This is a genomic window from Streptomyces sp. NBC_01537, assembly GCF_045040445.1.
Lineage (GTDB): Bacteria > Actinomycetota > Actinomycetes > Streptomycetales > Streptomycetaceae > Actinacidiphila.
This window is the reverse complement of sequence record NZ_CP109392.1, coordinates 3884065-3897227: the sequence shown is the minus strand read 5'-3', so window position 1 is coordinate 3897227 and position 13163 is coordinate 3884065. Positions and strand designations below refer to the sequence as shown.

Genomic DNA, 13163 nt, shown 5'->3' with positions numbered 1-13163 from the left:
CGGTTGGGGGTGGGCCGTCCGCCTGAGGCGGAACGGGCTGGCCCAACCGCTAAAGCTTGCGCAGCGAGAGGCGCTGGACCTTGTGCTCCGGCCCCTTGCGGAGCACAAGCGTGGCGCGGCCCCGCGTCGGGAGCACGTTCTCGCGCAGGTTCGGCTCGTTGATGGTGCGCCAGGTGTGGCGGCCGTATTCCATGGCCTCGGTCTCGGAGACCTCCGTGTACCGGTGGAAGTAGGACAGGGGGTTCTGGAAGGCGGTCTCGCGCAGCTTGCGGAAGCGGTCGAGGTACCAGCGCTCGATGTCCTCCGTCCGCGCGTCGACGTAGACGCTGAAGTCGAAGAAGTCGGCGAGGCCGACGCGCGTGCGGCCGTCGGAGCCGGGGAGGGCGGGCTGGAGGACGTTGAGGCCTTCGACGATGAGGATGTCGGGGCGGCGGACGACCAGGCGCTCGTCGGGGACGATGTCGTAGATGAGGTGGGAGTAGACGGGGGCGGTGACCTCGTCCTTGCCGGCTTTGACGTCGGCGACGAAGCGGGTGAGGGCGCGGCGGTCGTAGGACTCGGGGAAGCCCTTGCGGGTCATGAGGCCGCGGGCCTGGAGCTCGGCCTTGGGGAGCAGGAAGCCGTCGGTGGTGACGAGCTCGACGCGGGGGTGCTCGGGCCAGCGGGCGAGCAGGGCCTTGAGGAGCCGGGCGACGGTGGACTTGCCGACGGCGACGCTGCCGGCCACGCCTATGACGAAGGGGGTGCCGGACTGGGCGCCGTGGCCGTTGCGGCCGGCGTCGCCGAGGAAGGTGTTGAGGGCGCCGCGCAGCCCGCTGGTGGCGCCGACGTAGAGGTTGAGCAGCCGGGAGAGCGGGAGGTAGACGTCCACCACCTCCGCGAGGTCGATGACGTCGCCGAGACCGCGTACGCGCTCGACCTCCTCGGCCGAGAGGGGGAGCGGGGTGCGGTCGCGCAGGGCGCTCCACTCGGCGCGGGTGAGGTCCACGAAGGGGGTCGGCTGGGTGGCGGAGGTCGTCGTCGGCGGCACGGGCCCATTGTCGCGCAGGGGGCGAGGGGACGTATCAGCGGTCTGTCAGCCCGTTGTCAGTGGTGGGGAAGAGAGTGGTTCGTAACACAGAGTGACGAGGTTGTTGAGGATCAGGGGGAGCAGCGCCCATGAGTTACGCGATCCAGGCCGAGGGCCTGGCCAAACGCTTCAAGGAGACCACCGCGCTGTCCGGCGTGGACCTGGCCGCCCGCACCGGTACCGTGCTCGGCGTGCTGGGCCCGAACGGGGCCGGCAAGACCACGGCGGTACGGATCCTGGCCACGCTGCTGCGGCCGGACGGCGGCCGGGCGCTGGTCGGCGGGCACGACGTGGTGAAGGACGCCCATGCCGTACGCGAGCTGATCGGCCTGACCGGGCAGTACGCGGCGGTCGACGAGATGCTCACCGGCCACGAGAACCTGCTGATGATCGGCCGTCTGCTCGGCCTCCCGCGCCGCGAGGCCCGCGCCCGGGCCACCCGCCTGCTCGCCGACTTCCAGCTGGAGGACGCGGGCGGGCGGGCCGCCAAGACGTACTCCGGTGGCATGCGCCGCCGCCTCGACCTCGCCGCCAGCCTCATCGGCCGCCCGGCGGTCCTCTTCCTGGACGAGCCGACGACCGGCCTGGACCCGCACAGCCGCAACGAGCTGTGGGACCTGGTCCGGGGCCTGGTGGACGACGGCACGACCGTGCTGCTGACCACCCAGTACCTGGAGGAGGCCGACCGGCTCGCCGACGACATCGCCGTCATCGACCACGGCCGGGTCATCGCCAACGGCACGCCCGACGGGCTGAAGGAGCAGGTCGGCGGCCAGGTGCTGCAGGTCAGGCCGCTGTCGGGGGAGGAGCTGGAGAAGACGTACGCGATCGTGTCGGTGCTGGCCGGTCCCGCCGCGCGGACGGCGGCGGGGGCGGTCACCGCGCCGGTGAACGATCCCGAGCTGATGCCCGCGATCGTCCGGGCGCTGGACGAGGCCGGGGTGCGGGTGAGCGAGCTGACGCTGCGCCGCTCCAGCCTGGACGAGGTGTTCCTGTCGCTGACCGGGCAGCGCGGCACGGTGGAGGTGGCGGCATGAGCGCGCTGCAGCAGACCGGCACGCTCGCATGGCGGAACCTGGTCCAGATCAAGCACAACCCGATGGAGCTGATGGACCTCAGCGTCCAGCCGGTCATGTTCGTGCTGCTGTTCACCTATGTGTTCGGCGGGCAGATGGCCGGCTCCCCGGAGGCCTATCTGCAGTACGCGCTCCCCGGGCTCATCGTGCAGAACGCCCTGTTCGCGACCATGAACACCGCGATGGGCCTGAACGTCGACCTGACCAAGGGCGTCCTGGACCGGCTGCGCTCGCTGCCGATCGCCCGCTCGGCCCCGCTGCTGGGGCGGGTCGTCGCCGATCTCGGCAAGCAGGTCTGGTCGCTGCTGCTGATGCTCGCTCTCGGCGCGCTCCTGGGCTTCGATCTGCACGGCGGCGTGCCGGGCGTGGCGGGGGCGCTCGGGCTGCTGCTGGCCTTCGCGCTGGCCATGTCCTGGGTGTCGGTGCTGATCGGCATGCTGGTCGACGAGCCGGAGAAGGTCATGACCTTCGGCTTCGTGCTCGTGATGCCGCTGACCTTCACCTCCAGCGCCTTCGTCCGCGCCGACACCATGCCGGGCTGGCTCAAGGCCTGGGTCGACGTCAACCCGGTGACCCGGTTGGCCGACGCCGTACGCGGGCTGATGTCGGGCGGTCCGGTGGCCACACCGGCGATATGGGCCCTCATCTGGGCGGCGGCGATCGCGGCGGTGTTCTTCCCGCTGGCGACGAGGGCCTACCGCGCCCGGATCTGACAGCGGGAGAATCTGACGGCGGGCCAGGAGGACCGCTTACGCTGTCCCCCATGTGCGGAATCGTTGGATACGTGGGCGGCCAGTCCGCTCTCGACGTGGTCATCGCAGGCCTCAAGCGGCTTGAGTACAGGGGTTACGACTCGGCCGGCGTCGCCGTCCTCGCCGACGGCGGCCTGGCCGCGGCCAAAAAGGCCGGCAAGCTGGCCAACCTCGAGAAGATGCTCGATGAACGGCCCCTGCCGGCCGGTCCCGCCGGTATCGGCCACACCCGCTGGGCCACCCACGGCGCCCCCACCGACGCCAACGCCCACCCGCACCTGGACAACGCCGGCCGGGTCGCCGTCGTCCACAACGGCATCATCGAGAACTTCGCCGCGCTGCGGGCCGAGCTCGCCGAGCGCGGGCACGTACTGGAGTCCGAGACCGACACCGAGGTCGTCGCGCACCTGCTGGCCGAGTACTTCTCCTCCTGCGGCGACCTGGCCGAGGCCATGCGGCTGACCTGCCGCCGCCTCGACGGCGCCTTCACGCTGGTCGCGGTGCACGCCGACGAACCCGACGTGGTCGTCGGCGCGCGCCGCAACTCCCCGCTCGTGGTGGGCGTCGGCGTCGGTGAGAACTTCCTCGCCTCCGACGTCGCCGCCTTCATCGCCCACACCCGCGAGGCCATCGAGCTCGGCCAGGACCAGGTCGTCGAGCTGCGCAGGAGCGGCGTCACCGTCACCGACTTCGACGGCCGGCCGGCCGACGTACGCCCGTACCACGTCAGCTGGGACGCCTCCGCCGCCGAGAAGGGCGGCTACGACTACTTCATGCTCAAGGAGATCGCCGAGCAGCCGAAGGCCGTCGCCGACACCCTGCTCGGCCGGATCGACGCGAACGGTCGCCTCACGCTCGACGAGCTCCGGATCCCCGACCGCTCACTGCGGGAGATCGACAAGATCGTGGTCGTCGCCTGCGGCACGGCCTTCCACGCCGGCATGATCGCCAAGTACGCGATCGAGCACTGGACCCGGATCCCCTGCGAGGTCGAGCTCGCCAGCGAGTTCCGCTACCGCGACCCGATCCTCGACTCCCGGAGCCTGGTCGTCGCCATCAGCCAGTCCGGCGAGACCATGGACACCCTGATGGCGCTGCGCCACGCGAGGGAGCAGGGCTCCAGGGTGCTGGCCATCTGCAACACCAACGGCTCCACGATCCCCCGCGAGTCCGACGCGGTCCTCTACACCCATGCCGGCCCCGAGGTCGCGGTCGCCTCCACCAAGGCCTTCCTGACCCAGGTTGTCGCCTGCTACCTGGTCGCCCTCTATCTGGCGCAGGTGCGGGGCACCAAGTGGGGCGACGAGATCGTCGCCGTCGTACGGGAGCTGTCCGGTGTCTCCCGGCAGGTGGAGCAGGTGCTGGAGACCATGGAGCCGGTGCGTGAGCTCGCCCGGTCCCTCAAGGACAAGAAGACGGTGCTCTTCCTCGGGCGCCATGTCGGCTACCCCGTGGCCCTGGAAGGCGCGCTCAAGCTCAAGGAGCTCGCCTACATGCACGCCGAGGGCTTCGCGGCGGGCGAGCTGAAGCACGGGCCGATCGCCCTCATCGAGGAAGACCTGCCGGTCGTGGTGGTTGTGCCCTCGCCGCGCGGGCGTTCCGTCCTCCACGACAAGATCGTCTCCAACATCCAGGAGATCCGCGCCCGCGGCGCCCGCACCATCGTCATCGCCGAGGAAGGCGACGAGGCCGTCGCCCCCTACGCCGACCACCTGATCCGGATCCCGGCCACGCCGGTGCTCCTTCAGCCGCTGGTCGCCACGGTGCCGTTGCAGGTCTTCGCCTGCGAGCTCGCCACCGCCCGCGGCAACGAGGTCGACCAGCCGCGCAACCTCGCCAAGTCGGTGACGGTGGAGTGATCGTCGGCGTAGGCATTGACGTAGCCGAGATCGACCGCTTCGCCGCCGCGCTGGAGCGTACGCCCGGCATGGCCAAGCGGTTGTTCCTGGCCAGCGAGCTCTATCTCCCCGGGGGTGAACGCCGGGGCATCGCCTCCCTGGCGGCCCGCTTCGCGGCCAAGGAGGCGCTGGCCAAGGCCCTGGGCGCCCCCGCCGGGCTGCTCTGGCAGGACGCGGAGGTCATCACGGAGGACTCCGGGCAGCCGAGGCTCGTGGTGAGGGGGACCGTGGCGGCGCGGGCCGAGGAACTGGGCGTGCGGAGCTGGCATGTCTCGCTGAGCCATGACGCGGGGGTCGCGTCAGCGGTGGTGATCGCGGAGGGCTGAGGCAGGGGTTCTCCCCGCCCCTTCCCGGCGCCGCTGGCCGTGCCCGAAAACGCCCTCCCGGCGATTGAGGACCGGGGGTCTGGGGGCGGAGCCCACAGTGGGGTCCGGGGCGGAGCCCCGGTTTCGGGAAGGGGCGGGGTGGGGGAAGCCCTCCGCGCCGTTACGCGCGCACGTCGCGCCACGCGTCCGGGAGCGCCTGCGCCACCTCGAGCGCGGCCAGCGGCGCACCCACCGCGCCGGAGGCGATCCGCGCGGCCAGTCCGTGCAGGTACGCCCCGACGGAGGCGGCGTCACGCGCCCCGAGCCCCGCCGCCAGCAGGGACCCGGTGAGCCCGGAGAGGACGTCGCCGCTCCCGGCGGTGGCGAGCCATGCCGTGCCCGTGGGGTTGACGCGAACGGGGGAACCGGCGTCGGCGTCCGCGACGAGCGTCGTGGAGCCCTTGAGGAGGGCGGTGGCGCCGTAGCGGTCGGCCAGGGCGCGGACGGACGCGAGCCGGGCGCCCTCGACCTGTTCGCGGGGTACGCCGAGGAGCGCGGCGGCTTCGCCGGCATGCGGGGTGAGGAGGGTGGCGGCGGAACGGGACCGCAGCGCGGAGGGGTCGAGGAGGCGGAGGCCGTCGGCGTCGACGAGGACGGGGACGTCGGAGGCGAGGACGTCGGCGACGGACTGCCGGGCCTCGGGGGTGTCACCGAGGCCGGGACCGACGACCCAGGCCTGGACGCGGCCCGCGTGGCGCGGCGGCCCGGCGGAGACGAGGGTCTCGGGGAAGCGGGCGAGCACCGCCTCGGCGCCCGGCCCGACATACCGTACGGCCCCCGCCCCGCCCCGCAGCGCGCCCGCGACGGCGAGGACGGCCGCGCCGGGGTAGCGCTCGGAGCCGGCGACGATGCCCACGACACCGCGCCGGTACTTGTCGCTCTCCCCGGTGGGCTGCGGCAGGAGCGCGGCGACGTCTGCGTGCTGCAACGCCTCCAACTCGCGGGAGGCCGACGGCAGCAGGGGGCCGAGCCCGATGTCGACCAGCCGCAGCGCGCCCGCGTACCCGGCGGCCGGGTCGATGAGCAGCCCCGGCTTGTACGTGCCGAAGGTCACCGTCATGTCGGCCCGCACGGCCGCGCCCCGCACCTCGCCGGTGTCCGCGTCCACGCCGCTGGGCAGGTCGACCGCCACCACGACCGCCCGGGAGGCCTCCGCCGCCGCGGCGAGCGGCACCGCCTCCGGGCGCAGCCCGCCCTTGCCGCCGATGCCCACGATGCCGTCCAGCACGAGATCCGCCCGCCGGATCAGCGGCTCCGCGGCGTCCGGCCCCACCGCCCGGCCCCCGGCGGCCCGCAGCGCGGCCAGGCCGCCCCCGTGCGCCCGCTCCGGGGCCAGCAGCACCGCCGTCACCGCGGCCCCGCGCCGGGCCAGCCGGGCCCCCGCGTAGAGGGCGTCGCCGCCGTTGTCGCCGCTGCCGGCCAGCACGACCACCCGGGCGCCGTACGCGCCGCCGAGGGCGGTCACGCATGCTGCCGCGAGGCCGGCCGCGGCGCGCGGCATGAGCGCGCCGTCGGGTACGCGGGCCATGAGCGCCCGCTCGGCGCTCCGTACGGTCTCAACGCTGTACGCGTGCCTCATGGGCACCCATTCAACCGGAAGTGAGCCCGAGCCTGACAAACTGGTGCCGATGGAAGACACGAACACACGCGCTCAGGCCACGATCGACCTGGCCGCGCTCCGCGCCAACGTGGCGGCGCTGCGCGCCCGCGCGCCCCGCTCGGGGCTCATGGCCGTGGTCAAGGCGGACGCCTACGGCCACGGCGCGCAGCCCTGCGCCCGCGCGGCGCTGGACGCGGGCGCGGCGTGGCTCGGCACGGCCACCCCGCAGGAGGCGCTGGCCCTGCGCGCGGCCGGGATCACGGCGCCCGTGCTGTGCTGGCTGTGGACGCCGGGCGGCCCGTGGCGGGAGGCGGTCGAGGCGGACATCGACGTCTCGGTGAGCGCGATGTGGGCCCTGCGCGAGGTCACGGCGGCCGCCCGCGCCGCCGGCCGCCCGGTCCGCGTACACCTCAAGGCCGACACCGGCCTCGGCCGGGGCGGCGCGCAGCCCGCGGACTGGCCGGAGCTGACGGCCGCCGCCCGGGCCGCCGAGAAGGAGGGGCTGCTCCGGGTGACCGGCCTCTGGTCGCACTTCGCCTGCGCCGACGAGCCCGGCCACCCCTCCAACGCCGACCAGCTCACCGCGTACCGCGAGAGCCTGGCCACCGCCGAAGCCGCCGGGCTCCGCCCCGAGGTGCGGCACCTCGCCAACTCCCCGGCGACGCTGACCCTTCCGGAGTCGCACTTCGACCTGGTCCGCACCGGCATCGCCATGTACGGCATCTCGCCGGTCCCCCAGGTCGGCGGCCCCGCCGACTTCGGGCTGCGCCCGGTCATGAGCCTGACCGCCCGCCTCGCCCTGGTGAAGGCCGCCCCGGGCGGCCACGGCATCTCGTACGGGCACCACTACGTCACCCCGGGCGCCACGACCCTCGCGCTCGTCCCGGTCGGCTACGCGGACGGCATCCCGCGCCACGCCTCCAACGAGGGCCCCGTGCTGGTGGCCGGCAAGTGGCGGACGGTCGCCGGCCGGGTCGCGATGGACCAGTTCGTGGTCGATCTGGGAGGGGACTCGGCGGCCGCCGGGGACGAGGCAGTACTCTTCGGCCCGGGTGACCAGGGGGAGCCGACCGCCGAGGACTGGGCACGGGCCGCGGGCACCATCGCGTACGAGATCGTCACTCGGATCGGGACCCGGGTGCCGCGCGTCTACGTGGGTAAGTAGCGCGTAGCCAAAGGGAGCAACGGAACGACCATGAGCGACAGCGGCACGACAACGGGGATAACGGGCATACGCACGAAGGCCGGCTGGGTCGGTGCGGCCATCGGGGTGGTCGCGGCGGGAGCCGCAGCCGGCGTGGCGCTGGAGCGCGCGACCGTCGGGCGGGGGATACGCCAGAAGGCGCGCCTCGCGCTGGACGCGACCGGTCCGTACGGGAGCCTGCGCGGGACGCCGGGGCGGGTGGCCGCCGAGGACGGCACGGAGATCTACTACGAGGTCGACGAGGTCGAGGAGAGCGCCGCCGTCCCCTCCGCGCCCGCCCGCCGCCGCCGTCTCAAGCTCGGCCGTTTCCGCCGCAACGGCGCCTCCGCGCCGCTGACGCTGGTCTTCAGCCACGGCTACTGCCTCAACCAGGACGCCTGGCACTTCCAGCGGGCCGCGCTGCGCGGCATCGTCCGGGCCGTCTACTGGGACCAGCGCAGCCACGGCCGTTCGGAGCGCGGCCGCGACCAGGCCGCGGGCGAGCCGGCGACCATCGACCAGCTGGGCCGGGACCTGAAGCGGGTCATCGACGCGGCCGCGCCGGAGGGGCCGATCGTGCTGATCGGTCACTCGATGGGCGGCATGACGGTCATGGCGCTCGCCGAGCAGTTCCCAGAGCTGATCCATGAGCGGGTGGCCGGGGTCGCCTTCGTCGGTACGTCCTCCGGGAAGCTCGCCGCGGTGACCTTCGGGCTGCCGGTGGTGGGCGCGCGGGCGTTCCGGGCGCTGGCGCCGGGGGTGCTGCGACTGCTGGGCGCGCAGGCGGACCTGGTGGAGCGGGGGCGGCGGGCGACCGCGGATCTGTTCGCGGGGATCATCAAGCGGTATTCGTTCGGCTCCGACGACGTGGACCCGGCGGTGGGGCGGTTCGCGGAGCGGATGATCGAGGCGACGCCGATCGATGTCGTCGCCGAGTTCTACCCGGCCTTCACCGAGCACGAGAAGGCCGAGGCGCTCGATGTGCTCGACGGCCTGCCGGGGCTGGTGCTGGCCGGTGACAAGGATCTGCTGACCCCCAGTGAGCACAGCCGTGCCATCGCGGAACGGCTGCCCGACACCGAGCTGGTCATCGTGCCCGACGCCGGGCACCTGGTCATGCTGGAGCACCCCGACCTCGTCAACGGCCACCTCGCCGCCCTGCTGGCCGAGGCCGCCGACGCCGCCCGCGCGCCCCTCCCGCAGGCCCTGCGCGAGCTGGCCGGCAGGGCTCTGGACGGTGCCCGGCCCGCGTAGCATTCGGGCACATGGCCATGGAAGCACGCATCACCGTCAAGACCCCCGAGCACATGAAGGAGCTGGGCCGCCGGCTCGCCGCTCTGCTCGCCCCCGGCGACCTCGTCCTCCTCAGCGGCGAGCTCGGCGCCGGCAAGACCACCCTCACCCGCGGCCTCGGGGAAGGCCTCGGCGTCCGGGGCGCGGTGACCTCCCCGACCTTCGTCATCGCCCGGGTCCACCCCTCCCTGCGCGGCGGGCCCGCCCTCGTCCACGTCGACGCCTACCGGCTCGGTGGCGGCCTCGACGAGATGGAGGACCTCGATCTGGACGTCTCCCTCCCCGAGTCCGTCGTCGTCGTCGAATGGGGCGAGGGCAAGGTCGAGGAGCTCTCCGAGGCCCGGCTCCAGGTCGTCATCCACCGCGCCGTCGGCGAGGCCGAGCTCGGCGTCGACGACCACGACATCCGCGAGGTGACCGTCACCGGCGTCGGCCCCCGCTGGGCGGGCCGCGACCTGTCCGGGCTGGCCGCGTAGACATTCCGACACGGTGTCGGGAAGATGTTGCGTACGGCACCCTTCCCGTGTTCTTCTGGAGGCCAAGGACAGGTTAGGGCTGCCTAACCACGCTGCCCCAGGAGGCATCCATGTCGGCCCAAGGCACCACGGACGCGGTCGGCGCCCACGCGGCGCCGAGTGGCTATTCGGTACGGGACCTGCTGGCGGCGGGCCCGGCGGCGAGCGTCATCTGTACGCCGCCGGAGCCGAAGCAGGAGCCGGCGGCTGCCGCCGAGGATGACGACGACGCGGCGTAGCGGCGTCACTCGTTCGGCGGGCATTTCAGCCCGGGAACTTCCCTACGCGACGACGACGACCTTCGTGCCGATCACCGCGAGCTCCCACAGAGCCGCACCGTCCGCGCGACGCTCGCGGATGCCGCCCGTCCGCTTCGACGGGTCGACCGACGGCTGCGAGCCGTCCTGCGCGGCGCTGAAGCCGATGATGACGCCGCCGGAGGTCGCGAAGCGGACGACGTGCTCGATGGCGACCCCGTCGCCCCCCGTGCCGAGCGAGGTGCGCGAGGTGACGGTGTAGGTGGCCTTCGCGGGGTCGACCGTGCCGGGGGCGACGGTGAAGGTACGGGTCGCCTTGCCGGTGTCGCCGACGAGCCAGACGCGGTCGGCGCCGAGCGAGTAGACGACGCGCAGGCCGTTGCCGGAGCCGGCCGGAAGCGGGTTGGCGGCCGCGGTCCGGGAGGGGGCGGCGGAGGCCGAGCCGGAGGGGGCGGAGGCCACCGAGGGGCCGGAGGTGTCGGGCGCGGTGCCGGAGGCCTGGACGGCGAGGACCGAGATCGCAGCGAGGGCTGCCGCGGTGAGGCCGGCCACGATGATCCCCGAACCGATCCTTGCCACGGTGTGCGCTCCTCGTCAATCACGGTAACGGTCCCGACGTTAGCAGCCGCCAACAGCGGTCGCCGCGCGCCGTACGCTTGTCACCGTGCTGCTCCTCGCCTTCGACACCGCCACCCCCGCCGTCACCGCCGCGCTCCACGACGGACGCGACGTCCTCGCCGAGTCCACCGAGGTCGACGCCCGGCGGCACGGCGAACTGCTGATGCCCGCCGTCGACCGGGTGCTGCGCGAGGCCGACGTCAAACTCGACGCCGTCACCGGCATCGTCGTCGGCGTCGGCCCCGGCCCCTACACCGGGCTGCGGGTCGGGCTCGTCACCGCCGCCGCCCTCGGCGACGCGCTGGGCGTCCCGGTGCACGGCATCTGCACGCTGGACGGCATCGCGTACGCCGCCGGGCTGGACGAGCCGTTCGTCGTCGCGACCGACGCCCGCCGCAAAGAGGTCTACTGGGCCCGCTACGACAGCCCCCGCGCCCGGGCCACCGACCCCGCCGTGGACCGGCCCGCCGACATCGCCGAACTGGTCGCGGGCCTGCCGTCGGTGGGCGCAGGGGCCGAGCTGTACCCCGAGGTGTTCACGGAGCTGCGCCCCGGCTTCCCCGTCCACCAGTCGGCGGCCGCGCTGGCCGCCCTCGCGGCTGTGAAGCTGGAGGAGGGCGAGGGCTTCCTGCCGCCGCTGCCGCTGTACCTGCGCCGCCCGGACGCCCAGGTGCCCGCCGGCTACAAGGCGGTCCTGCCGAAGTGACCGAAGTGACCGAAGTGACGGTGGCACTGCGCGAGATGCGCTGGTGGGACATCGACCCGGTGATGGAGCTGGAGCACGAGCTCTTCCCGGACGACGCCTGGTCGCGCGGGATGTTCTGGTCCGAGCTGGCCGAGGCCCGGCACCCGGCCGCGACCCGGCACTACGTCGTCGCGGAGCACGAGCCGGACAGGCGGATCGTCGGCTACGCCGGGCTCGCGGCCGTCGCCGGGACCGGCGACGTACAGACCATCGCGACCGCCCGCGACCAGTGGGGCACCGGCCTCGGCGCACGGCTGCTGGCCGAACTGCTGCACCAGGCCACCGCCTTCGAGTGCCATGAGGTGCTGCTCGAAGTGCGCGTCGACAACATCCGCGCCCAACGCCTCTACGAGCGCTTCGGCTTCGAGCCGATCGGCTTCCGCAAGGGCTACTACCAGCCGGGCAATGTCGACGCCCTCGTCATGCGCCTCTCCGATCTGACCGACCTCCGATCCGCCTGACCCCGATCTGCCTGACCCGCAAGGAACTGGTGACATCCATGGCTGACGAGCCACTCGTCCTCGGCATCGAGACCTCCTGCGACGAGACCGGCGTCGGCATCGTCCGCGGCCACACCCTGCTCGCCGACGCCATCGCCTCCAGCGTGGACGAGCACGCCCGCTTCGGCGGCGTCGTCCCCGAGGTCGCCAGCCGCGCGCACCTGGAGGCGATGGTCCCCACCATCCAGCGCGCCCTTAAGGAGGCCGGCGTCACCGCCGCCGACCTCGACGGCATCGCGGTGACCGCCGGCCCCGGGCTCGCGGGCGCGCTGCTGGTCGGCGTCTCCGCCGCCAAGGCGTACGCCTATGCGCTCGGCAAGCCGCTCTACGGGGTCAACCACCTCGCCTCGCACATCTGCGTCGACCAGCTCGAACACGGCCCGCTGCCCGAGCCGACGATGGCCCTGCTGGTCTCCGGCGGCCACTCCTCGCTGCTGCTCGCCCCCGACATCACCTCCGACGTCCGCCCCCTCGGCTCCACCATCGACGACGCCGCCGGCGAGGCGTTCGACAAGGTCGCCCGCGTCCTCGGCCTCGGCTTCCCCGGCGGGCCGGTCATCGACCGCTACGCGCGCGAGGGCGACCGGGCCGCGATCCGCTTCCCGCGCGGGCTGACCGGCGGTCATGACCCCGTCTACGACTTCTCGTTCTCCGGGCTCAAGACCGCCGTCGCCCGCTGGGTCGAGGGCAAGCGCCGCGAAGGCGTGGACGTTCCGGTCGCCGATGTGGCCGCCTCCTTCCAGGAGGCGGTCGTGGACGTCCTCACGCGCAAGGCGGTGCGCGCGTGCAAGGACAACGGCGTCGACCACCTGATGATCGGCGGCGGCGTCGCGGCCAATTCCCGCCTGCGCGTGCTGGCCCAGGAACGCTGCGACAAGGCCGGCATCGTCCTGCGCGTGCCGCGCCCCGGCCTGTGCACCGACAACGGCGCCATGGTGGCCGCCCTGGGCGCCGAGATGGTCGCCCGCGGCCGTCCCGCCTCCACCTTCGATCTGGGGGCCGATTCATCGCTCCAGGTCACCGAGATCTCCGTATGACCGTCGCCCTCATGTGGGAGGCCCGCGCCGCCGACGGGCGGGGCGCCGAGCTCCTCGCATGGACGCATGCGCAGGCGCTCCAGGGGACGCCCCTGCGCAGGGAGGCCTTCACCGCCCCCGGGGACCGTGTGCTGGTCATCACCTGGTGGGACGCGCCCTACGACGCCGAGCTGCCGGAACTCCCCGAGCCGCCCGGGGAACTGGCCGGGCGGGCGCCGCACCGCTGGCGCTTCGAGTCGCTCGGAGCGGAATGAG

At 73.5% G+C, this 13163-nt stretch carries 15 protein-coding genes; 12 read left to right on the top strand and 3 right to left on the bottom strand.

Translation table 11 applies throughout. The features are described from left to right. Positions 1-49: 49 nt before the first annotated feature. Positions 50-1030, bottom strand: a complete 981-nt coding sequence (gene coaA / locus OG607_RS17750; protein WP_405724149.1) for a type I pantothenate kinase — start codon at positions 1028-1030, stop codon at positions 50-52. Positions 1031-1158: 128 nt separating this feature from the next. On the opposite strand from coaA, the gene OG607_RS17745 reads away from it, so the two are divergent. Genes OG607_RS17745 through OG607_RS17730 form a run of 4 tightly spaced genes read left to right on the top strand, consistent with a single transcriptional unit; the run spans position 1159 to position 5121 of the window. Then, positions 1159-2106: an ATP-binding cassette domain-containing protein gene (locus OG607_RS17745; protein WP_405724148.1), complete on the top strand. Its 948-nt coding sequence runs from the start codon at positions 1159-1161 to the stop codon at positions 2104-2106. Continuing rightward, the gene (locus tag OG607_RS17740) at positions 2103-2858 is read left to right on the top strand and encodes an ABC transporter permease (protein ID WP_405724147.1); all 756 of its coding nucleotides are present in this window, start codon (positions 2103-2105) and stop codon (positions 2856-2858) included. The genes OG607_RS17745 and OG607_RS17740 overlap by 4 nt, the downstream gene beginning before the upstream one ends. Before the next feature lie 50 nt (positions 2859-2908). Beyond that, positions 2909-4756, top strand: a complete 1848-nt coding sequence (gene glmS, locus OG607_RS17735; protein ID WP_405724146.1) for a glutamine--fructose-6-phosphate transaminase (isomerizing) — start codon at positions 2909-2911, stop codon at positions 4754-4756. Then, entirely contained in the window at positions 4753-5121 is a 369-nt protein-coding gene (locus OG607_RS17730; protein ID WP_405724145.1) for a holo-ACP synthase, read from the top strand. The genes glmS and OG607_RS17730 overlap by 4 nt, the downstream gene beginning before the upstream one ends. Positions 5122-5281: 160 nt before the next feature. Here OG607_RS17730 and OG607_RS17725 read toward each other — a convergent pair whose 3' ends face one another. Beyond that, positions 5282-6739 carry an NAD(P)H-hydrate dehydratase gene (locus OG607_RS17725; protein ID WP_405724144.1) on the bottom strand — a complete coding sequence of 486 codons (1458 nt, stop codon included), beginning with the start codon at positions 6737-6739 and terminating at the stop codon, positions 5282-5284. 49 nt (positions 6740-6788) lie between these two features. Here OG607_RS17725 and alr point away from each other — a divergent pair, with 49 nt between their 5' ends. The 4 genes from alr (at position 6789) to OG607_RS17705 (ending at position 9990) form a co-directional block, all read left to right on the top strand. Further along, entirely contained in the window at positions 6789-7925 is a 1137-nt protein-coding gene (gene alr / locus OG607_RS17720; protein WP_405724143.1) for an alanine racemase, read from the top strand. 30 nt (positions 7926-7955) lie between these two features. Next, on the top strand, positions 7956-9197 hold the full coding sequence (locus OG607_RS17715) for an alpha/beta fold hydrolase (RefSeq protein ID WP_405724142.1): 1242 nt from the start codon (positions 7956-7958) through the stop codon (positions 9195-9197). Between the two features lie 11 nt (positions 9198-9208). Further along, entirely contained in the window at positions 9209-9712 is a 504-nt protein-coding gene (gene tsaE, locus OG607_RS17710) for a tRNA (adenosine(37)-N6)-threonylcarbamoyltransferase complex ATPase subunit type 1 TsaE (RefSeq protein ID WP_405724141.1), read from the top strand. Between the two features lie 110 nt (positions 9713-9822). Next, positions 9823-9990, top strand: a complete 168-nt coding sequence (locus tag OG607_RS17705) for a hypothetical protein (RefSeq protein ID WP_405724140.1) — start codon at positions 9823-9825, stop codon at positions 9988-9990. A gap of 42 nt (positions 9991-10032) precedes the next feature. On the opposite strand, the gene OG607_RS17700 is transcribed toward OG607_RS17705, so the two are convergent. Beyond that, a complete protein-coding gene (locus tag OG607_RS17700) occupies positions 10033-10587 on the bottom strand; it encodes a hypothetical protein (RefSeq protein ID WP_405724139.1) in 555 nt (184 codons plus the stop codon). A gap of 85 nt (positions 10588-10672) precedes the next feature. On the opposite strand from OG607_RS17700, the gene tsaB reads away from it, so the two are divergent. Genes tsaB through OG607_RS17680 form a run of 4 tightly spaced genes read left to right on the top strand, consistent with a single transcriptional unit; the run spans position 10673 to position 13162 of the window. Then, entirely contained in the window at positions 10673-11332 is a 660-nt protein-coding gene (gene tsaB / locus OG607_RS17695) for a tRNA (adenosine(37)-N6)-threonylcarbamoyltransferase complex dimerization subunit type 1 TsaB (protein ID WP_405724138.1), read from the top strand. A gap of 35 nt (positions 11333-11367) precedes the next feature. Further along, positions 11368-11832, top strand: a complete 465-nt coding sequence (rimI, locus tag OG607_RS17690) for a ribosomal protein S18-alanine N-acetyltransferase (RefSeq protein WP_405736862.1) — start codon at positions 11368-11370, stop codon at positions 11830-11832. Positions 11833-11870: 38 nt separating this feature from the next. Beyond that, the gene (gene tsaD / locus OG607_RS17685) at positions 11871-12908 is read left to right on the top strand and encodes a tRNA (adenosine(37)-N6)-threonylcarbamoyltransferase complex transferase subunit TsaD (RefSeq protein ID WP_405724137.1); all 1038 of its coding nucleotides are present in this window, start codon (positions 11871-11873) and stop codon (positions 12906-12908) included. Continuing rightward, on the top strand, positions 12905-13162 hold the full coding sequence (locus tag OG607_RS17680; RefSeq protein WP_405724136.1) for a hypothetical protein: 258 nt from the start codon (positions 12905-12907) through the stop codon (positions 13160-13162). Before tsaD ends, OG607_RS17680 begins: the two co-directional genes overlap by 4 nt. Position 13163 lies beyond the last annotated feature (1 nt).